The organism is Alloacidobacterium sp. (assembly GCF_035631355.1).
GTDB lineage: Bacteria > Acidobacteriota > Terriglobia > Terriglobales > Acidobacteriaceae > Alloacidobacterium.
In genome coordinates this window covers 96,218-115,011 of sequence record NZ_DASQIX010000011.1, presented here as the reverse complement: position 1 = coordinate 115,011, position 18,794 = coordinate 96,218, and the positions used below count along the sequence as shown (strand labels likewise).

The following is an 18,794-nucleotide window of genomic DNA, read 5'->3' as shown; positions in this document are numbered from 1 at the left end:
CCTGAGCTTCTTCATGCCGGACTCAACCATCGGTGTGCAATTTGCCGGGAGTCATGGAGGCTCGCCGGTTTCGCTATCAGGATTAGCGTACCGCAGCAACTATTTCATCGGGTCTGATCCGTCGCGCTGGCATGAGGGAGTGGCGAATTACTCGCGGGTTGGCGTGCGGGGAATTTATCCGGGTATCGACACCGAGTTTTATGAGAAGAATGGCGAGCTGGAGCACGATTTCGTCCTGGCTCCCGGCGCTGACGTGAAGGAGATTCATCTCGACCTGCACAGCCAACGGCGTGCGACGCTGACGGAGGCAGGAGATGCGGTCATTCCTGCGAGCAACGGGGAACTGCGCTTCCGCAAGCCTGTGGCGTACCAGTTCGACGCGCAGGGAAGGCGCGTCGCGGTGGATGCTTCGTACCGGTTGTCCGGGCATAACCTGCGTTTTGAAGTCGGCGCTTATGACCGCAGCAGGACGCTGGTGATCGATCCGGTGATTGCATTCGCTACGTATGTGGCAGGGACTGCGGGCTCAACGGCGGCACAATTGGCTACGGCAACTGACACAACCACGGCCCACAATGTTCATCTGTATGTGACGGGGACAGTGTCCTCCGTGCTTGGCTTTCCGTCGCCAGGGCCTACGTCTGTTCCGAGCGGGATTACAAATACCGTGACGAATGTGTTCGTCGCCTCGCTGACGGCATCCAATCTTGGCGGCACCATTGACTGGATTACGTTCGTTGGCGGCAACGCTAATTCCACGGCCAGCGCCATCGCGACATCAGGAGCGGCGGGCAAGGTCTATGTCGGCGGGCGGACGGCGGCCACCAATTTCACCGCAGTCGGCGGGTATCAGGGGACCTTTCCCAAAGGTGGAGGCCCGGCAGGGTTTGTCGCGAGCTTAAATGCTACTGACGGCACCCATCCGGCGAGCACATATGTAGTTACGGTAAATCCAGCTTCGGCCTCGGAGACAGACGCCGCGAATGTGACCGGCCTGGCGGTGGACGGCAGCGGAAATGTCTACGCTTCTGGCTACGGGCCGGGGCTGAAGCTGACGCAGGTGAAGGGACTGGGCATCACCTTCGCCGCGCCGCCTGCCGGCGGCAACAACGCGTTTCTGATTGAGCTGAACTCGACGCTGACCACCGCGTCGCTGGCGACCTATGTTCAGGGCAAGAACTCTGCCGACTACCGGGCTACGGGAGTCATGGTGGATACGACCGGCATTGTCTATGTGAGCGGCACGACGTCGGACAGTTTCCCGACCGCTTTCGCGCCCACCACAACCGATTACACGGGCTGCACCGCGCAGACATCGCCGAGCACAAACGGCTTCATGGCGGAAATCTGGCCGCCGAGCGTCAGCCACAACGCCAGCACAACAGCCAGTAAATTCGGGTTGACCGCTGTTCTTTGCGGCGACGGATCGACTACGGCTAAAGGCCTGGCTCTAAGTCCGGACAACACAAATCTCTATGTCGTCGGCGACACGACATCGACGAACCTGCCCGCAAACATTTTCTACTCAGCAGTCACCAGTCCGGCGAGCACAACGCAGTCTACAACCAGCGGACTCACTGGGCTGCAGGCCACGGCAACAGCGCAGCACCATGGCTATGCGTTGCAGATTCTGCCGCTGAACGGGGGCTCGTCCTCCGTTCTGCCTGCACCGCAGTTTAAGGCATTAGCCTATCTGGGCGCGGCCAGCGGGAATACGACCTTCTATTCCGCCGCGTTTGACAGCACTGACAGTTTGCTGCAACTGGCAGGTACAACCACTGCCGTACGTACCGATTTGCCCGACGAAGCCACCGCCACCAAACTGCCCTCAGGTCAGGACAGCGCGTCCGGCGACGCGGCATCTATGCCGCAAGGGCTTCTCTATTCGCTCACTGACGACCTTGCCACGGCCGACGCCATCACGTTTTTTGGCGCGCCGGTTACGCAGAGCACGGTCAAGAGCGTGCAATCCGACGGAGCAGGTAATACGTACGCGCTGGTCGATGACAACATACCAGGCACGATCACCAACAGTGCTGCCAGCTTTACGTCGGCATCGGCAATACAACTGCAGCCGCCCAATGGCACGGCACAGCATTACGCGTATGTTGCCGAAGTGCAGGGAACAAGTGTAGTGGCGCCTTCGCCACTTCCTGGATTGACTTTGACGGTAGATGCCGACAGCCCCTCCATCAATGGCACATCCTGCACTGGGCAACTTGCGTGCGAAATCGCAAACGACGGCACCTCGACTGTCACCTATACATGGGACCTGATACTGCCGAATGGCGAGGCCCACGATTTGGCCTTCAATTTCCCGGAGCAGGACCTGCTCGCGTCACCGGCCAACCCGGCCTATACCATCGACGTAGATGGCCAGGCGGCAAACAGCACATCGAACAACATCACCTTTACCTGCGCTTCGAAGCTCAGCAACAACGGCACGACATGCACTTTAACGTCTCTTGCAGCGGCGTCTTTGTCGAATCCGCACAAGCTGACGCTCAAAGGAACGATCTCTTCAACCGCGTCTGCCGGTTCAACCATCACGTTTGACGGCAATGTGGCGGACGCGGAAGGCGAGTATCAGGACAAGCCGCAGACCGCTGTGACGGTGGCGAAGCCGGTGACGATTACCCTGGCGCTCGCACAAAGCACGAGCACTGTTGATGCTGCCAATGGAGCCGCCGATACGGGCAGCGCCGGCCATACGACCGAGATCACCTATACGGCGACGGTGAAGAACACAAGCGCGAACGATTCTAAATTCACGACACTTCATCTGACTTTCCCAGCCGGATTCTCTTTAATCAGCGCCACGTCTTCGATTGCGACCGGATGTCAGTCGGACGGCTCGGGCTGCACACAGGTAGACATTCCGGCGAATTCGACACTTACATATCAGGTGACGGGACTCTATCTGGCGAGTACTGTCGGTTCAGGAACCACCGCCGGACCATTTACTGAGACTGTGACCGCGCATGCTTCTGCACTGCCACTTACAACAGGCAGCCAGCCGACGGACCAGACTGTAACCACATCAGTGAACGGCTACGCAGCATTGACCATAGCCTTTACTGCAGTACCTACACCTCCCGGTGGGACCGGTTATCCAAACGCGGCGACAGCCTTCAATCTCGGCGCTGGAATTAGTGCGTCGGCGGGAGCACCGACTCCGCTTACCTATGCCGTGAAGATTTCCAACGCGGGGCCGAACGCTGTCAACAATCTTCCGCTGGCAAACGTCTTGCCACAGGGATGGAGACCTGCTGCCACATCACCGGTGACCACGTCCGTTGCCGGCGGAGCCACTGCCAACTGCACCTCGTCCACGGCATGCACCCTGAATCTGCCTTTGAATGGAAGCGCGACGGTCACTATTAACGGTGGCTTTTTTGACAGCGCTACTCCCGATACGGCGCCGATAGCGGCCGTTTCTTCGACGCAGGCGAGCAACAATAACATCACTGACCACGCATCTCTCACGGTGCCTGCGGGGACCTTCAATCCCAATGCGACCACCACCACTTCCACGGCTATCACGGTGCAGAGACTGACACATCTGGTCTTTGCCCTCACAAGCTCCGGCACGCCGGCTGTCGGAGTGCCGGCGGGGACAAATTACAACCTGAGCAACACAAATAAGGTCAGCTATAACTACAGCATTCAAAACACAGGACCGGACATTGCGATCAATGTCGCAGTGGCGAACACATTCACTCCGGCGGCATATCCTGCCTTCCAGACGAGCTTTGTCCAGCAATCCACGATCCCATCCGGCGTCACCTGCGCGCCGGCAACAGCGCCTGCTTTCTCAAACTGCACCATCGCCTCGCTTGCGGTGAATGCGAATGTAGTCGCTCTGCCATATCTCTTCCCGGACAATCCGCCAGGAACCACATACCCAGTGAGCACCGAGGTCTCAGCGGTCCCGATCGCCGCCAGCAGCGCGGCCTATACCTATGGGACTGTCTATGGCACTGTGGCGCTGCCTGCGTACGGCAACTCGGTTGACAGCAATCCGACGGGCACTACAAACGGCGACAACAAAGCCTCGACAAATTTCACCATCTATCGTTCAAACCATCTGGTGCTGACCCTGACAAATACCGGCACTCTCGGCGAGAGCGGCGGCGCGTATCCCACGCCCGGCTATGACCTGGGCACACAGGTGACGTATGCATACAAACTGGTGAACGAAGGGCCGAACTACGCTATCAATGTTCCTTTGGCCAATACTCTGCAAATAACGACACCGGCGACTTACACCGTACCTCCGAATGCATTTAGTATTACGGCTCCGACTACCGGGTTGGCCGTCTGCACGGCTGCTCCTCTCTATCAGAACTGCGGCGTGGCCAGCATCGCGCCATCCACGGGATCGCCTGCCACATTCAATGTGAATGTGTCATACCCCGACAATCCAATTACGTTGCCAACGGCACAGGATGTGTCAGCGGTGCCGAGCGCCGTTAACAGCGCTCTTTATACCTACAATGCGAACCTCAACAATGCTTACGGAAATGCCATAGATACGGGAGCCGGGCCGGCATCTGACGCGTCTTCCTCGTCACCCACGCATCTATACCGGACCGCGAATATTTCCGTCGATACGACCACTGTTCCTGTTTCCGGCCCCGGACCGAACTGCGCTGCGGGAGCATCACCTTGCCTGTACATGGTCAACAGCTCTAACACCCAGGACACGGCGATCTACACCGTAAATGTCAAGAATTCAGGGCCTGATCAAGCGACGCAGGCACAAATTACCTATACGCTGCCGAATCACTTTATTGTCTCGCCGAGTGTTCTGGCAGGAGTAGACCAGACCAAACTGCCATGCTCACAGACAACCGGGCCTAATGCCGAACTTTGCAAAGGATTTGTACCTGTAGGCACAACGACGGCCACATTGACCAGTCAATTCGACACGACGACTGTGCCGAATGACTTGCCGAATACCGATACGAACACGCCTCCGAATACTCCGGGATCGGCGCAGACCGCGGGCCAGACCGGTGTGGTCTTCGCTTTCGGCGGAACAGTCGCGCCGATTAACCTTCCGAAGGTTAACGTCGACCGGGTCACTCATCTTGTTACGGTGAAGGCCGTGGGACCGGCGCCCGGCGACGTTTCACCATCGACAGTGGCGGCGGTGAATCTCGATGAGAAGACGGCTGCCGATGCACAGGGCAAGAACGACCTGGTGCAGGTGACGCTGCAGGTTGGCAACGCGGGATTGAATGATGCGCTCTCGGTCTCTGTCACCGACCCGCTGCCGCCGTTCTTCATACTTACGCAGAAGCCGGCGAACTGCTCGGTGCCGAACGGCACTCCTGTCGATTCGTTTGGAAATCCGATAACCGGTACCGCTTCGATCAATCTGACCTGCACCATCGCGACGGTTCCCGCAGGAACGGGAACTGCCGGAACCAGCGGCCATCACGGCACGGTGAGCGGCGCGTTTGCGCAGATTGTTTATGGAGGCAAGTTCCAGGACAACGGACTGCAAACGGACATCATTTCACTCTGCTCCGGCGGCGGGTCCGCGCAATGCAAGACTTCTCCAAATCCGCAGGCCATTGCTGTCCTGCTGTTTGGCAATGCAAAAGCGCAATCGCAGGATGGTCTGGATCTTGGCGATCTCTCAAACGCGGGCGATTCGACGAGCACCCCGGCGCTGCCGCTACCTATCCAGCGCGCCGCGCATCTGCACTTTACCGTGACGCAATATGTGCAGCCGGGTGATGCCGCTCTGAATCCTGTAGGCGGGGTTACCGGTCCCGGTATTGCTGAAGCACAGCTTGGTGCGAACGGCGGCGAGGTCATCAATCCCATCCGCTACCAGGTGCAGGTCACCAATGACGGTCCGAATATCGCGACTGATCCAATTGTCAGTACAACATTGCCGCTGAATCCCGGCGGCGGTGCGACGAAGTTCGTCAATGTCGCGCAAAGCATCGAGCCGTCATCGACGCCCGGTTTCCCAACCGTGCCCGCGGGCTGCACCAGCGGCATGGCCTGCCAGGATGCGGGCATGATTGCTACAGGAGCATCAATCCTCTATAACGTGGATGGCAACTTCGACATCAACACATTGACGGAAGGCAACTCCGGAGCGCGGACTTTTGCTTCTGTTGTTGCTTCGGCCAGTGTCATTGACAGCAATCCCACGGCGACGGCAGCTGGTGCGCAGCAGACGAATCTGCCGATCACCGTCGTCAATACTCCGGCGGGTGCAAACTACACTCTGGCGCCGATGGCGGGCAACCTGTCGCAGCCAGTTCAGTTGAAACTCACCACCGTTCAGGTTGCGGGAATCACTGGCCTTGCTGTTGGCGGCTCAACTGCTCCGGCTGTGCCGATGGGAGTATCGCCCAACCCACCGGATAACGGCGCGACGGTGCCGCTCTATCGCTTTGGTCAAGGCGGAATCTACTATGCCCTGGGCACGACCGCAGGCATACCGACAGCCACGACCAATCAAACGCAGATTTGCCTGAACGCCATTCCGGATGTCTTCCAGAAGCCGGAGCGCGCGCTGCTGTGGGCGTTGAACAATGCTCCCGCGGGAACAGCGTTCAATACCGTTCCGCACTTCACCAATACGGCGACTGAGGGCGACATCACCACGATCGTGCTGCCGCAAGGCGGAGGCAGCTACTCGGTACCGGTAACCAGTACTTCTTATCCGCCGCCGCCGGCGCAGCCTCAGCCTGCCATGGTTTGCGGCGTGGTCAATGGGTTGGCGAGCGCGGCAAATCCGACAGTGCTCGCGGTGCTGGAGCCCGTGAACTTTGCTCCGTTTATCCGAACTGCGGTCACGGCGGCTAACTCAACCAACTCGCAGCCCGGGAAGGGCGTAACGGCTGCGGCGGCGCAGGTGGATCTGACCATCAGCCCGCAGAACAACTACGACTATAACGATGCCGATCCCTGCTACACGGGCACAGGCGGCGCCACTCGCAGCACATGCAATGACAACGTGCAGTTAACGACGTTCCTCTTCGGCGGCGGCAACCTGATTGGCGATGCGCAGCAGGTGCACACCTACTTCTATAACGACATTCAATCGACGCCAAAGCCTCAGTTCAATCTGCCCGCCGGCTCGCCGCAGCTCTATCTTGTACTCGCCGATCAGCTGGGCGGGCAGGGCTATAAGGAGATGACGTCGGGCGGCAATACGCAAGTCTGCGATCCCGGCAACCCGTCCACTGCATACACTCCAACCATCCCCGCCTGCCCGCTGTCTACGCCGCTGCAAGGCACCGCACCAGCTGTACCTCCGGTCCAGACACAACTCCCACTGAGTGGAGACACGTCTGTTGAGGTGGCTTTGCTCATCGGCAACGTGGGATTCGGCGGATCCGCGGGGCTGATTCCGCTGCCGCAGACTGCGACTCCTGAAGCCACGGCTCATGTCACTGCCGGTCAGACTGCGGGCTTTGTATGGAACTGGCTCACCGAACAGCCTGTGGTACAGGCGACGGGCAGCGGTACGCCTCCTGTGCTGACGCTGGCCTGCGTCAGCGCCGATGGCACCGATCTGGCCGCGAAGGGCATTACCTGCAATGTGCAGCCGACATACACATACTCCACCGGCTCAGGAAACACCTACGCCCTTACCGCGCCGCCTGCCGTCTATGTCGTCACTACCGGCAATACTGCTGTGGGCGCGGTGCATCAGGGGCCGCTTGATCGCGATCTGCATATCATTGCGGCTGTTGTGTTTCCGATTGGCGCAATTCCGCTGGTGTTGCTGCTCCGTCGCAGACGCGCTTTGAAACTTTCGGGCTGGCTGGCGGTGTTGTTCTTTGCTTCGCTTGTCGGAGCGAGCATCGGCTGCGGCAGCAACTCGAGCTTTAACAACCAGGGCGGCACGACCACAACGGCGACACCGGCTGGCACATACCAGTTCATCGTTACCGCTACCGGAACTGATAGCAACGGCAATCCGATTAATATCAAAACGTATCCGTTTGCTGTGACGGTTTCGCCTGTGCAGTAATGTTCCGCGTAACGTCCGCCCTCGAACCAGCACCATTACTAATGGATGGCTTCGGGGGTGACGGAATGCCATTCCAACGAGCACAGTGTCGTGGTAACCTTGTCCGCAGCGCTTCTTTGCAGACATCTTCATGCGTCAGAATCCCATCCCCCCGGGATTTCAAAGATGATGCGGATTAAGAATTGACGAGCATGAGCAGATTTAGAGGGTAGTAAGCGCGGATGAGTAACGAGCCTTTGGGAACGCCGACAATTACCCGGATCGGCAGATATGACGTTGTTGCGGAATTAGGCCGTGGCGGCATGGGCGTGGTCTACCGGGGGGAAGACCGCCTGATTGGCCGCGAAGTGGCCATCAAGACCCTGACCGAAATCACTCCTGAGCTGCGCGACCGCTTCTACGTGGAAGCGCGTTCCGGCATTCTGAACCACCCCAATATTGTTACGGTTTACGAGTTCGGCGAGCACGAAGGCATGCCGTACATCGCCATGGAGTTCGTCAATGGCGATTCGCTGGAAAAGATTCTCCGCTCGGGCCGCAAGCTTACGCTGCTGGAAACACTCTCCATCATCGAACAACTCTGCTCTGGTCTGGGATACGCGCATCAGAACCGCGTCGTACACCGCGACATTAAACCGGCGAACCTGATTGTGCAGCCCGATGGCAAAGTCAAGATCGTAGACTTCGGCATCGCGCGGCTCGCAGACCAGTCCACGCGCCTGACGAAAACCGACGCCGTTATCGGCACCTTCCACTACATCGCGCCGGAACGCCTCAAAGGCGAAATGAGCGATGGCCGGTCGGATATCTGGTCGGTGGGTGTGATGCTCTACCAGATGTTGAGCGGCGAACTGCCCTTCAATGGCGAAGACGTATCTACACTTTACAAGGTCATCAACGAGCCGCATCCTTCGATCAGGGCACTCGTTCCCGATATTCCTGACGACCTGGTGGCCATCGTTGACCGCTCGCTGGCGAAGAGCCCCGACGACCGCTACGGCACCGCGGAAGAGATGGCCTTCGATCTGCAGGGCATCTCCGATGGCCTGAAAAAGGAGCGGGTCGGCGACCTGCTCACCTCAGCGAAACGGCTGATGGAGCAGCGCCAGTACACCAGCGCGCGCACAGTGCTCATCGATCTGCAGCGCATCGATCCGCAAAACCTGGAAGCCAAGCGCCTCACTCGCGAAGTGCAGGACCAGATCAACAAGCTGCAGAAGGCCGAGCAGGTGCGGCAGATTGTCGAGCAGGCGGAAGAAGCCGTCCTTTCGCAGAACTATGACGACGCCGTCTCCTATTACAAGCAGGCGATGAAGCTGGACACGGAGAACGCGCTCCAGCTTAACGAGAAGCTAGAGAATGCGCAGCGCCTGAAAGATAAGCAGGATAAGATCCGCACGCTCTGGAAGCAGGCCGGAGACGCGCGCGAGCGCGGCGACCTGATGTCGGCGCAGGAATTTCTTGGTCAAGCGCTCAAGCTCGACGAAAAGAGCACCGACCTGCGCAACGCCTATTCAACCGTCGTGCGCGAAATGGAGCGCAAGGCGAAGGAAGGCAAGCTTCAGGAACTGCTCTCGGCTGCGCGCCAGGAATACACCGCACGCCGCTTCACTGAAGCTGTCACCCGTCTGCGCGCAGCTTCTGAAATCGACCCCACGCATCCTGAAGTGCAGAAGCTGCTGCACGAGGCCGCGACCCGCCAGGAAGAGGAGCGCCGCCGCGTCCTGATCGAGCAGATGGTCGGCGAAATTCAGGAGTCGATCTATCGCGAAGACTACGACCGCGCCCTGAACCATATCAATCGCGCCCTGGAAAAGCTGCCCACGGAAGCCCGTCTGTTGCAGCTCAAGGCGGAGACGGAAAAGAAGAAGCGCGAGCACAACGCGCAGCAGATTGTTCAAAGCGCCGCTCAGAAGGCGCAGGAAATCTTCTTTACTTCGCCGGTCGAGGCCATTTCCATCATCGACAAGGCGCTCGACCAGGTTCCCGGCAATGAGCGGCTGGTGCAGATGCGCGCGCAGCTTGACGAGCAGCTTAAGCGCGTCAAGAAAGATGAGCTACAAGCACAGTATCTCAAGAGCGCGCATACCGCCATCGACGCCCACGAATATGACGAGGCCATCCGCACGCTGGAATCCGCGCTGATTGATTGCGGCGAGACAGAAGAATTAAATTCCCTTCTTCAATATGCGCGCAATGAGCAGCAGGCCAATCTGCGCCAACGCCAGACCACTGCAGTGCGCGAAGAGGCGCTGGGGCTGATGAACAGCGGTCAGTATGAAGCTGCCGTCCGCAAGCTCGAACCCGCTGCGGCCTCTACCAATGATCCAGGTCTTAAAGCCCTGCTCGAACGCGCGCGCGGAGTGTTGCGCGATGCAGCCCAGCGCGTGGAAAGCGTAGCGGCGCGTACGCGGGCGCTGGCGGAAACGGATCTGCGCGGCGCGTTGCGGCTGCTCGACAGCCAACCTCCTGAAATTCTCGGTCTCAGCCAGATCGCCGCCCTGCGGCAGGAGATCAGCCGCAAAATTGAAGTCGAAAGCGCAATTCAGGATGCGGTCACCCGCTCCGAAGAAGCGCTGGCAAAGAAAGACCTTCACGGTGGCATGGACGCCCTCGAATCCGTGCGCCGCGCTTATGGCGAATCGCCCGCGCTTGCGCAGGCTATTTCTGCTTACGAGGCCAAGCGCAGACCTGCTGCGAATGCGATGTTCGCGGCCTCCATTGAAGGAGCGCGTAAGGCGCTGCTGCGCAACGAAGCAACCACGGCGCTCGAAGAGCTGCGCCGACCTGCTAACTTTTTGGAATTTGCCGATTCACAGGTACAGGCCGACTGGAAGCGCCTGGTCGAAGAAGCGACCAAAGCGGCCGGAGCCAAATCCCGCGTCGGTACGGATTCGCTGCCAATTATCGTTCAGGCCAAGTCACGCACCGGCCTCTATATCACTATCGCCCTTGTCGCCGTAGCCATCATCGCTGGCGCGGTAGTGCTCTTCCTGCGCCCAACAGGACCCGCACTCCAGCCTACATTTATGCAGTTGAACGGAACGCCCTGGGCCACAGTGAGCCGGGTTATCGATCCCAAAGGCAAGAGCGTGCAGTTGCCCTCCGGTGACCAGAGCACTCCTATGCGCCTTGACGGCCTTGAGCCTGGAACGTATAAGGTCATCTTCCAGGGGCCGGACAACAGCCAGCAGACCATAGACTGTACCCTGTCAGCCGAACAGCACCAGTGCGTTGTCAGCTTTGGCAAGCTGGACATCGAGCAGTTAATTGGAGGTCAGAAATGAAGCGCCGCGTCCTTTTGCTTCTGGCCGTTTTCCTGTGCGTTCCCGGGGGCCTCTTCGCCGACCAGCAGGCGGACAGCCTTTACAAACAGTCTCAGGCTACTAGCGACCAGCAGGCTGCAGTTGAGCTTCTATGTAAAGCTGCGGAACTAGACCCGGCGACTTACGGCAAGAAATGCAATGACGCGAAACAGTATCTCGACGGACGTCTGCAGAAGTTCGAAGGGCTCTATGTCTCCGGGAAGGCTAAATTCGAGGCGAAGCAATATACCGATGCGATCAGTGACCTGAGCAAAATCTACTTCGGCCCACGCCACGCGGACGCCCAACAGCTGATTGCGCAGGCCAATGACGCCATCAACCATCCGCAGCCAAGCATTGACGTTACCAGCGCCACCGCGCTCAAAGCGGCGCAGCAGGCATTCGACAATGGAGATTTCCCCACGGCGGAAACCAATGCCGGCCTGGTGAAAGCGCCCGATCAGCTGCCGCAGGCGCAGACGATTCTCAGCAACATCCGGAATTACCACGATGATATGCAGCAGGCGGAGGCGTTTAAAGCTGACAAAAACTATTCCGCGGCCCAGCAAAAGTACAACGACGCTTTGCGCATCAAGAGCAACGGCCCGGGGGATCCCGCCGGCAAACTGGCTGGGCTGGCTTCTCTCATGAAGCAGCCGAACGGTACTACCGTTGCTGGCAACAAACCGCCCGACAATTCTGTAAGAATCAATGCCGCCCTCGCTGACGCCCGGGATCACCTAGCGAAGTCAGATTGGCAGGGAGCCTTAACCGCCTGCAATCAGGTGCTGACGCTTGATCCACGACAGCCCGAGGCCCTGACATGCCGGGAAAAAGCGCAGGACGGTCTGAAAGCCGCGTTGGCCAGCGACCCGAAGGCTCTGGAAGACACGCTGGTACGCGGTGTGCGCGACTATTACGAGTCGCACCTCACCGATGCGCGCGACGCCCTCTCTCTCTACCTGACGGCGGGCGGCAACCGCAGCAAAGGCGCGGCTTATTTCTACCTGGGCGCAACCATGCTTTCCCAGGCTATCCTCAGCAGCCCCAAGAGCAAGGAAGAGCGCGACAGTCTGCAGCAAAATGCGATACAGCAGTTCCAGCAGGCAAAGCAGCAGGGCTTTAAACCGATGGAAAAAAATGTCTCCCCCAAGATTCTGGCCGTCTGGAACCAGCCCGGCATGTAGGACGGAACCCTGGCTTGCAGACCGAAAATAACGAACTTTTCAAGTACTTAAGCTGATTCGATTCTTCTGGATTCTTCACCATCTGTTGTGATATTGCTTTCTCCGGTCATTTATTCAGTGCCGGTGACCGGGCCGTGATCAACTGTTGCTCTTAGCCGTTCTGCCGTTGGCTTTCTGTATGTCCCGGTATAGCTGTTCCCCCGTGATGACACTTTTGCCAGGCACAGTCAGGGATGAAAGAGATGCGCTATCTGATACGGGTTCTGGTCTGCATAGGGGTATTCGGGCTGGCAGGCGTCTGTGTCCACGCACAGACGCGGGTGGATGGACAAGTGTGGAACGGAGACCAGTTCCATCCTGTTGGCGGTGCAACCGTTCAACTTGTCAACCCAGCGACGAAATTTATCCAGACGACAAAGACTGACGACGACGGGAATTTTGAGTTTCCGGTAGTTCCGCCGCAGGCGGGATACGCCATACAGGTGCTCGATTCCAGCGGAAAAGTGCTCGTCACATCCGACCCCTTCGATCTGAACGTAGGGCAGGCGCACACCACGCTGCCGCCCATCGACATCGCGCCGGCATTGGCCCCTCCACCTCCGCCTAAACCCGCGCCTGTAGCAGCGCCCACTTCCACGGCGAACAATCCCGCTCCGCCACCTGTTGCCACGGCAAATCCGCCTCCAAAGCCTATTCCAGCGCAGCCGAAGTCGCAGGCCATCCAGAACAACCTGAACATCTCTCTGAGCGCCAACATTACGCGCACCCAGTTGAGCGAATTGCCGCTCTTCAACCGCAACTTCCTCGCGCTCGGTCTCTTCCTGCCCGGAGTGCATGACGTCGATCCCGGGTCACCGCTGGCCGGTGCGGCCTTCAGCATCTCTGGATCGCGTACAACCTCCAGCAACTTTGAATTGGACGGAAGTGACAATCTTGCCTCCAGCACTAACCAGGCTATTCCGTTCCAGGTGAATGACTCTGTGCAGGAATTCCGCATTGTCTACGCCAACCCGGACTTGCAGTATGGTCAGGGTTCGGGCGGAGTCGTCGATGTAATTACGAACCGCGGCCAGTCCAAAGGGGGCGCATGGCACGGAACGGCTTTTGGCTATTTCAATAACGATAGTTTGAATGCCGGCACACCTCTTTCGATTTACTCCGGTACGACTTTCGCCAAGGCCACTGCTTATGCCGGCAGCACCACTGCTGCTCCGAATGAAATTGCCAACGAACAGATCGGCAGTGCCGCAGCTGGCTATATCTCTTACGGTCCCACAACCTATAACGCCCTCTACCGGCTGTTGACATCGCTCGTTCCATCAACAGGACAGACCGCCGGCCTTGCCAACTGCCGCGCAACTGCCGGATCAATCTGCAACTCCGGCATGTTTGACGGCAATGCTGTACTTTCGCAAAACGACAGCCACACCCAGCCATTCAATTCCAAACAATTTGGCGGCAACATCGGCGGCCCGATCGGCAGCAGGCTCTTTCTCTTCGGCAGCTATGAGGGAACGCTGATCGACAACCCTAACCCGATCTTCGAGCGCGTACCTACAGCCTTTGACTTCTCCACCAGCGGTCTCGGCCTGAATGGCAACGATGTAGCTATTGCTAATAGCGTGCTCTCGCTTTACCCAAAACCCAATGTCCAGGGCACGAACACCGGCACTTTTGGCTTCTACAAAGGCACCGCGCCTAACTATACCCATGTCCACAATCTTCTCGTGCGCCCGGATATCGACCTCGGGAGAAAAGGCACACTAAGCATTCGCTATGCCGGACAGCTTCTCGATCAGTTGCATGATGACTCGCTGCCTGAGCAGCCTTCCGGCTATCCAGGAAACGGGGCTGACCGCAAGGCGCAGAACCAGAGCGTAGCTCTTGTCCATACGCTGGCTTTTGCCAATGGCAAAAGCGTGAACGAAGCGCGGTTGGGCTTCACGCAATATCGTGTTGATGAAGTTGCGCAGGACCACAAATTCTCATCACCTGTCATTCCCGGCGCGCAGGTTCCGACATTCGTGATGAGCGGTATTGACAACCGGCTTGCCGGCGCCACGCCGGGAACTCCCGGAGCTGTCGGCGGCTGGTATGACTCCTTCTGGAACCAGGTTCCCGGCAACATCACCTATTCGCCCTCGCCTGTTACACCCTCATTGGACGGCGATTTTCCCTTCGCTCGCATCGGCGCGCCTTTGAGCGCCCCTGCAGCCCATCGAGACACGCAGGTACAGGCAGCTGACAACTTTACCTTTGCGCTGGGCGCGCGTCATCGCTTTACGGTGGGTGGCGATTACCGCTACATTCAGAACTTCGACTTTGAAGGCGGGATGGCGCGCGGCATCATTGTTTCGAACAACATCGGCGAGTTCACCAGCGACAGCGAAACCTGTGTTTCCTGCGGCAATGGATTCGTGCATCCATCGTTCGATTACGAGCTGAAGCAGCCCAACGGTTACGTGGGCGATCTGCGCAGCTATGTCGCTACTGGGTTTATCGAGGATAAGTTCCAGCCGATTCCGCGCCTCACGCTCACCGCTGGCGTACGTTACAACTTCTTCGGCCAGCCGTGGGATACAAACAATCGGCTCTGGAATTTTTCGCAAGACGCCAATGGCCTCGTCCATCAGGGAGCGACGGGCACGTATGACGCCTTCGCGTACCAGTGCGCCGCCTCTGGTGGTACTGAAACACATCTCGATTCGCTCTATGGCGCGCGTCGTATTACTTTCAATAGCGGCTGGGGCTGCAGCCCGAATGCGAAATTCACATTGCCTGCCGACAAGAAGGATTTCGCGCCACGCGCCGGCTTCTCGTATGCGCTCGATTCTCACTACCGCAATGTGATTCGCGGCGCTTTCGGCATGTATTATGACCATCTGCCGGCCAGCTACAGCGAGCAGTTGCTAATCAATCGTCCAAGCCCCTACAACGTAAATGCTCCCAGCGCGATCTACGGCCAGAACTTTTATTCAGCCGGCTGCCCGGGTGCAACCAATGGCGGCCAGTGCGGCTTCGGCCTCAGCACCCTCAACCCAGCGAACCTCAATCCCGACCAGCAGGCCATCTTCAACAGCTATCAGGCTGCCAGCGGAGCAGGCCCGATCTTCGAGCGCGATGTAAAGAACCTTCGCAATCCTTACACGATGCAGTTCGACATCGACTTCCAGCACCAATTCGCCCGCAGCTGGACATCGGAAGTCACCTATATTGGGACACTGGGCCGCAGGCTACCACTTATCTACGACGGTAACTTCCTGCAGGAGTTCTACTGCACCTCCAGTGGAAACGCGGGGCAACCGGGCGGGCTATGCAACAACAACACCTTTTTCCCAGTCTTTACTGAATCGAATCTTGGTTCGTCGAATTACCACTCGCTCGTCCTGCAGGTGCGCAGCGAAATGTGGCACGGCCTGCTGCTCAATGCCGCTTACACCTTCTCGAAATCAATGGACGACATTGCGGGCAGCAACTTCCCCCGCAGCACAGATGCTCTCTGGAACCAGATCTTCGGACGCCAGCTCTACGGGCTCGGTAATCCGACGGCATTCGCGCTCGGCGCTAACCCACTCGGTGTAGGCGGCGAAGGCGGACGCGGAGGCCAGTTGCAGCCCGGCAACTGCGCGCAGAATCCGGACTGCCTCTTCCACGCGATTCTTGCCGAAGCGACCATTCCGTCCTTTGACGCAATTTCTTCCGCGCTGACTACCACCGGCAGCCGGCCTGTCATTGTCACCGAGTACAGCCTGCCGCAGAACCCGCTTGATTTCTCTACAGATGACTATGGGCGCTCTGACTTCAACGTCGCCCATCGCGCAATCGTAGACTTCGTCTACGATCTGCCTTCGTGGGGTCACGCCTGGCTGAACGGATTCTCGCTCTCCGGCGTCTTCTCTGCGCAGACCGGTCTGCCATACACCATCTTTTCCGGCCCGGCTTACGGCCAGATTACGCAGCGCGTCAACATCGCCGGTAATGTCCGCACGACGGGAAAGCCTGACCAATACTTCGCCGACCTGACACAGTTCACCACAGCCGCCGTGGCCGATCGCGCCACCAACTCCTGCCCGAACCTCTATGCTTCACCCACGCTCTACAGTGGTACGGCGGGCAAGCCGTGCGTGGGCACCAGCCGCAGAAATCCGTACTCTGGCCCAGCATTCATCAGCCAGGATTTCGCTGCGCAGAAGCGGTTCCATCTCTTCGGCGACCGTGGCGCGTTGGTTCTCCGCGCCGAGTTCTTCAATCTCTTCAACCGCGCCAACTACTACAACCCGATCACCGAGTACAGCACCGACGGTGTCCACCTGAATCCAGAGTTCGGCATCATTCGTTCCGCGCACGATCCGCGTCAGATACAACTGGCCGCGCGCTTCGACTTCTGAGTACTACACTGATGCTGTCATCCTGAGCGAAGCACGCGCAGCGTGCCCAGTCGAAGGACCTGCTTTTCTGTTATGGTCTGGCAGCGACAAAGAATAAAACAGATTCTTCGTTGCTGTGCTCCTCAGAATGGGAGTTTGAGAGATAACCGAAATCGGTCGATAAAACATGTCCAATACCCCCGAACCATCCACAGTCGAAGTCTCCTTCTCCCTCCGCGTTGGCGAAGGCACGCTCAACGCCAGCCTCCAGGTTCCAGCAGGCAAGACCACGCTGACCAACCTGCTCCCAATTATTCAAGACTTCGACAGCAGCATGATTAATCACGTCGCGGGCGAGGCGACTGAGGCTGGCCATCCCATCTCATGCCGCAAAGGATGCGGCGCATGCTGCCGCCAGATGGTGCCGCTTAGTATTTTTGAAGCGGAATTCCTGGGGGATTGGTTCAACAGTTTGCCCAAAGAGCGTCAGGCCGGGATCGAAGCGCGCTTCCGCAGCGGACTTCTAAAGCTCAAAGAATCGGGCATCCTCGATAAGCTTATGGATCCAAACTGGGGTGCAGACGAAAAATCATTCGTGCAGATGGCGATGGACTATTTCCATGCCGACGCTCCATGCCCCTTTCTTGAAGACGAGAGCTGCAGCATCCATCCCATTCGCCCGCTTATCTGCCGCGAATATCTTGTGACCTCGCCCGCTGAACTATGTCAGGACCCATCGATAAACCAGATCAGCGCGATTCACCTGCCGCTGATGCCATCAAATGCGCTCTATAAAATCAGCAGGGAACTGACGCATGATACGCGCGGCTGGATACCGCTCATCTTTCTTCTCGCCTGGACAAAGCGCGGAGTCAAGCCGGGCGATTATTACGCGGGAACGGGACAGGAAGTACTTCGCATCTTCATGGACAATCTCACGACGGAGCCACCCGCCGCGGGGCCGTCCATGATGCAGCCCGGATGATTCAGTCGCCAGCACCATTGAGAGGCGTAGAATAACGCTGAAAAGGAGCGACGCGATGAAATACCGCATTGCTCTATGGGCAGGCATCGGCTTTCTGGTTGCGGGCCTCTGGGCCCTTTATGTTTACGCAACCTTCCCATCTGCAAACGAACGGTTACAGGATGTCTGGGTCGTCCTATATTTAACATGCCCGATTGCGATGATCCGGCATCATCCCGTCAGTCTGTATGAAGTTCTAGCAGCGAATACAGCAACGTATGCGTTTGCCGGTCTGATGGTGGAGACAGTGCGGCGACAATTTCGTCACGCGAAATAAACTCAAGAGGCTTCTTTCCCGAGCTACTTGCGGTTCAGGGCCATCCATGCCGCAAGTGCCGCATTCTTCTCATCCGCCGTCCACGGAGGCCCAATCACGCGTCCAAACCTGGAAAGTTGCTGCAAGACCTGAGGCGCAGTATCCCCCCAAACACTCGCAGCCTGCTCATTAAGATCGCGCTCGCGAAAACCATGAACGCGAATGCCGAGTCGCTCAAAAGCACTACACACGGCTGCGCGAAAGAACTCGCCTTCCGCGGTATGAATCAGAGCATGAGAAGCCAGAATCTTTGGAAGCGCAGGCAATGCGCGTCCGGACGCAAGCAGCAGCGCACAACTTGCAATCCTGTAGCCTCGCGCGCCTAGCTCCTTCAGGGTGCCGTCTATCGCTGCCACAGCAAACCGCTCAGAAGCCGCAGCGCAATCAGAAATATGCTTCTCCGCCTTGGGAATCGTCAGCTTCTCGGCAAAATGATACGGCTGCTTTGTTCCAGCAGCCGTAGGGTCAATGATTGTGATGTGCTTCCGTTCAATAATCTCCGGCGAACCGGCATGATCGGAAACGGCCACCAGAACGCTCCAGCCCGAATGAACTCGAACGCCGATGGCCGCGCGCTTCATCTGTCT

7 protein-coding genes are annotated in these 18,794 nt (G+C 58.2%); 6 read left to right on the top strand and 1 reads right to left on the bottom strand.

Annotation, left to right across the window (positions count from 1 at the left end; genetic code table 11):
- The first annotated feature begins 13 nt into the window (after window positions 1–13).
- The 6 genes from VEV40_RS03695 (at window position 14) to VEV40_RS03670 (ending at window position 18,168) form a co-directional block, all read left to right on the top strand.
- A complete protein-coding gene (locus VEV40_RS03695; protein WP_324830251.1) occupies window positions 14–8,008 on the top strand; it encodes a hypothetical protein in 7,995 nt (2,664 codons plus the stop codon).
- 221 nt (window positions 8,009–8,229) lie between these two features.
- Window positions 8,230–11,295, top strand: a complete 3,066-nt coding sequence (locus VEV40_RS03690) for a serine/threonine protein kinase (protein ID WP_324830250.1) — start codon at window positions 8,230–8,232, stop codon at window positions 11,293–11,295.
- Window positions 11,292–12,500, top strand: coding sequence for a hypothetical protein (locus VEV40_RS03685; protein WP_324830249.1), 1,209 nt, complete (start codon window positions 11,292–11,294; stop codon window positions 12,498–12,500). Before VEV40_RS03690 ends, VEV40_RS03685 begins: the two co-directional genes overlap by 4 nt.
- A gap of 242 nt (window positions 12,501–12,742) precedes the next feature.
- Complete coding sequence (locus VEV40_RS03680) at window positions 12,743–16,888, top strand: carboxypeptidase-like regulatory domain-containing protein (protein WP_324830248.1); 4,146 nt, start codon at window positions 12,743–12,745, stop codon at window positions 16,886–16,888.
- Window positions 16,889–17,054: 166 nt separating this feature from the next.
- Window positions 17,055–17,852, top strand: a complete 798-nt coding sequence (locus VEV40_RS03675) for a YkgJ family cysteine cluster protein (RefSeq protein WP_324830247.1) — start codon at window positions 17,055–17,057, stop codon at window positions 17,850–17,852.
- 55 nt (window positions 17,853–17,907) lie between these two features.
- On the top strand, window positions 17,908–18,168 hold the full coding sequence (locus tag VEV40_RS03670; protein ID WP_324830246.1) for a hypothetical protein: 261 nt from the start codon (window positions 17,908–17,910) through the stop codon (window positions 18,166–18,168).
- A gap of 23 nt (window positions 18,169–18,191) precedes the next feature.
- Here the strand turns inward: VEV40_RS03670 and VEV40_RS03665 are convergent, their stop codons facing one another.
- Complete coding sequence (locus tag VEV40_RS03665) at window positions 18,192–18,788, bottom strand: hypothetical protein (protein WP_324830244.1); 597 nt, start codon at window positions 18,786–18,788, stop codon at window positions 18,192–18,194.
- Between the last annotated feature and the right edge of the window lie 6 nt (window positions 18,789–18,794).

What these genes read in the sequence shown, in the direction of transcription:
- VEV40_RS03690 (WP_324830250.1), top strand. Translation starts at nt 8,230, where the DNA reads ATGAGTAACGAGCCTTTGGGAACGCCGACAATTACCCGGATCGGCAGA.
- VEV40_RS03665 (WP_324830244.1), bottom strand. Translation starts at nt 18,788, where the DNA reads ATGAAGCGCGCGGCCATCGGCGTTCGAGTTCATTCGGGCTGGAGCGTT.
- VEV40_RS03695 (WP_324830251.1), top strand. Translation starts at nt 14, where the DNA reads ATGCCGGACTCAACCATCGGTGTGCAATTTGCCGGGAGTCATGGAGGC.
- VEV40_RS03680 (WP_324830248.1), top strand. Translation starts at nt 12,743, where the DNA reads ATGCGCTATCTGATACGGGTTCTGGTCTGCATAGGGGTATTCGGGCTG.
- VEV40_RS03685 (WP_324830249.1), top strand. Translation starts at nt 11,292, where the DNA reads ATGAAGCGCCGCGTCCTTTTGCTTCTGGCCGTTTTCCTGTGCGTTCCC.
- VEV40_RS03670 (WP_324830246.1), top strand. Translation starts at nt 17,908, where the DNA reads ATGAAATACCGCATTGCTCTATGGGCAGGCATCGGCTTTCTGGTTGCG.
- VEV40_RS03675 (WP_324830247.1), top strand. Translation starts at nt 17,055, where the DNA reads ATGTCCAATACCCCCGAACCATCCACAGTCGAAGTCTCCTTCTCCCTC.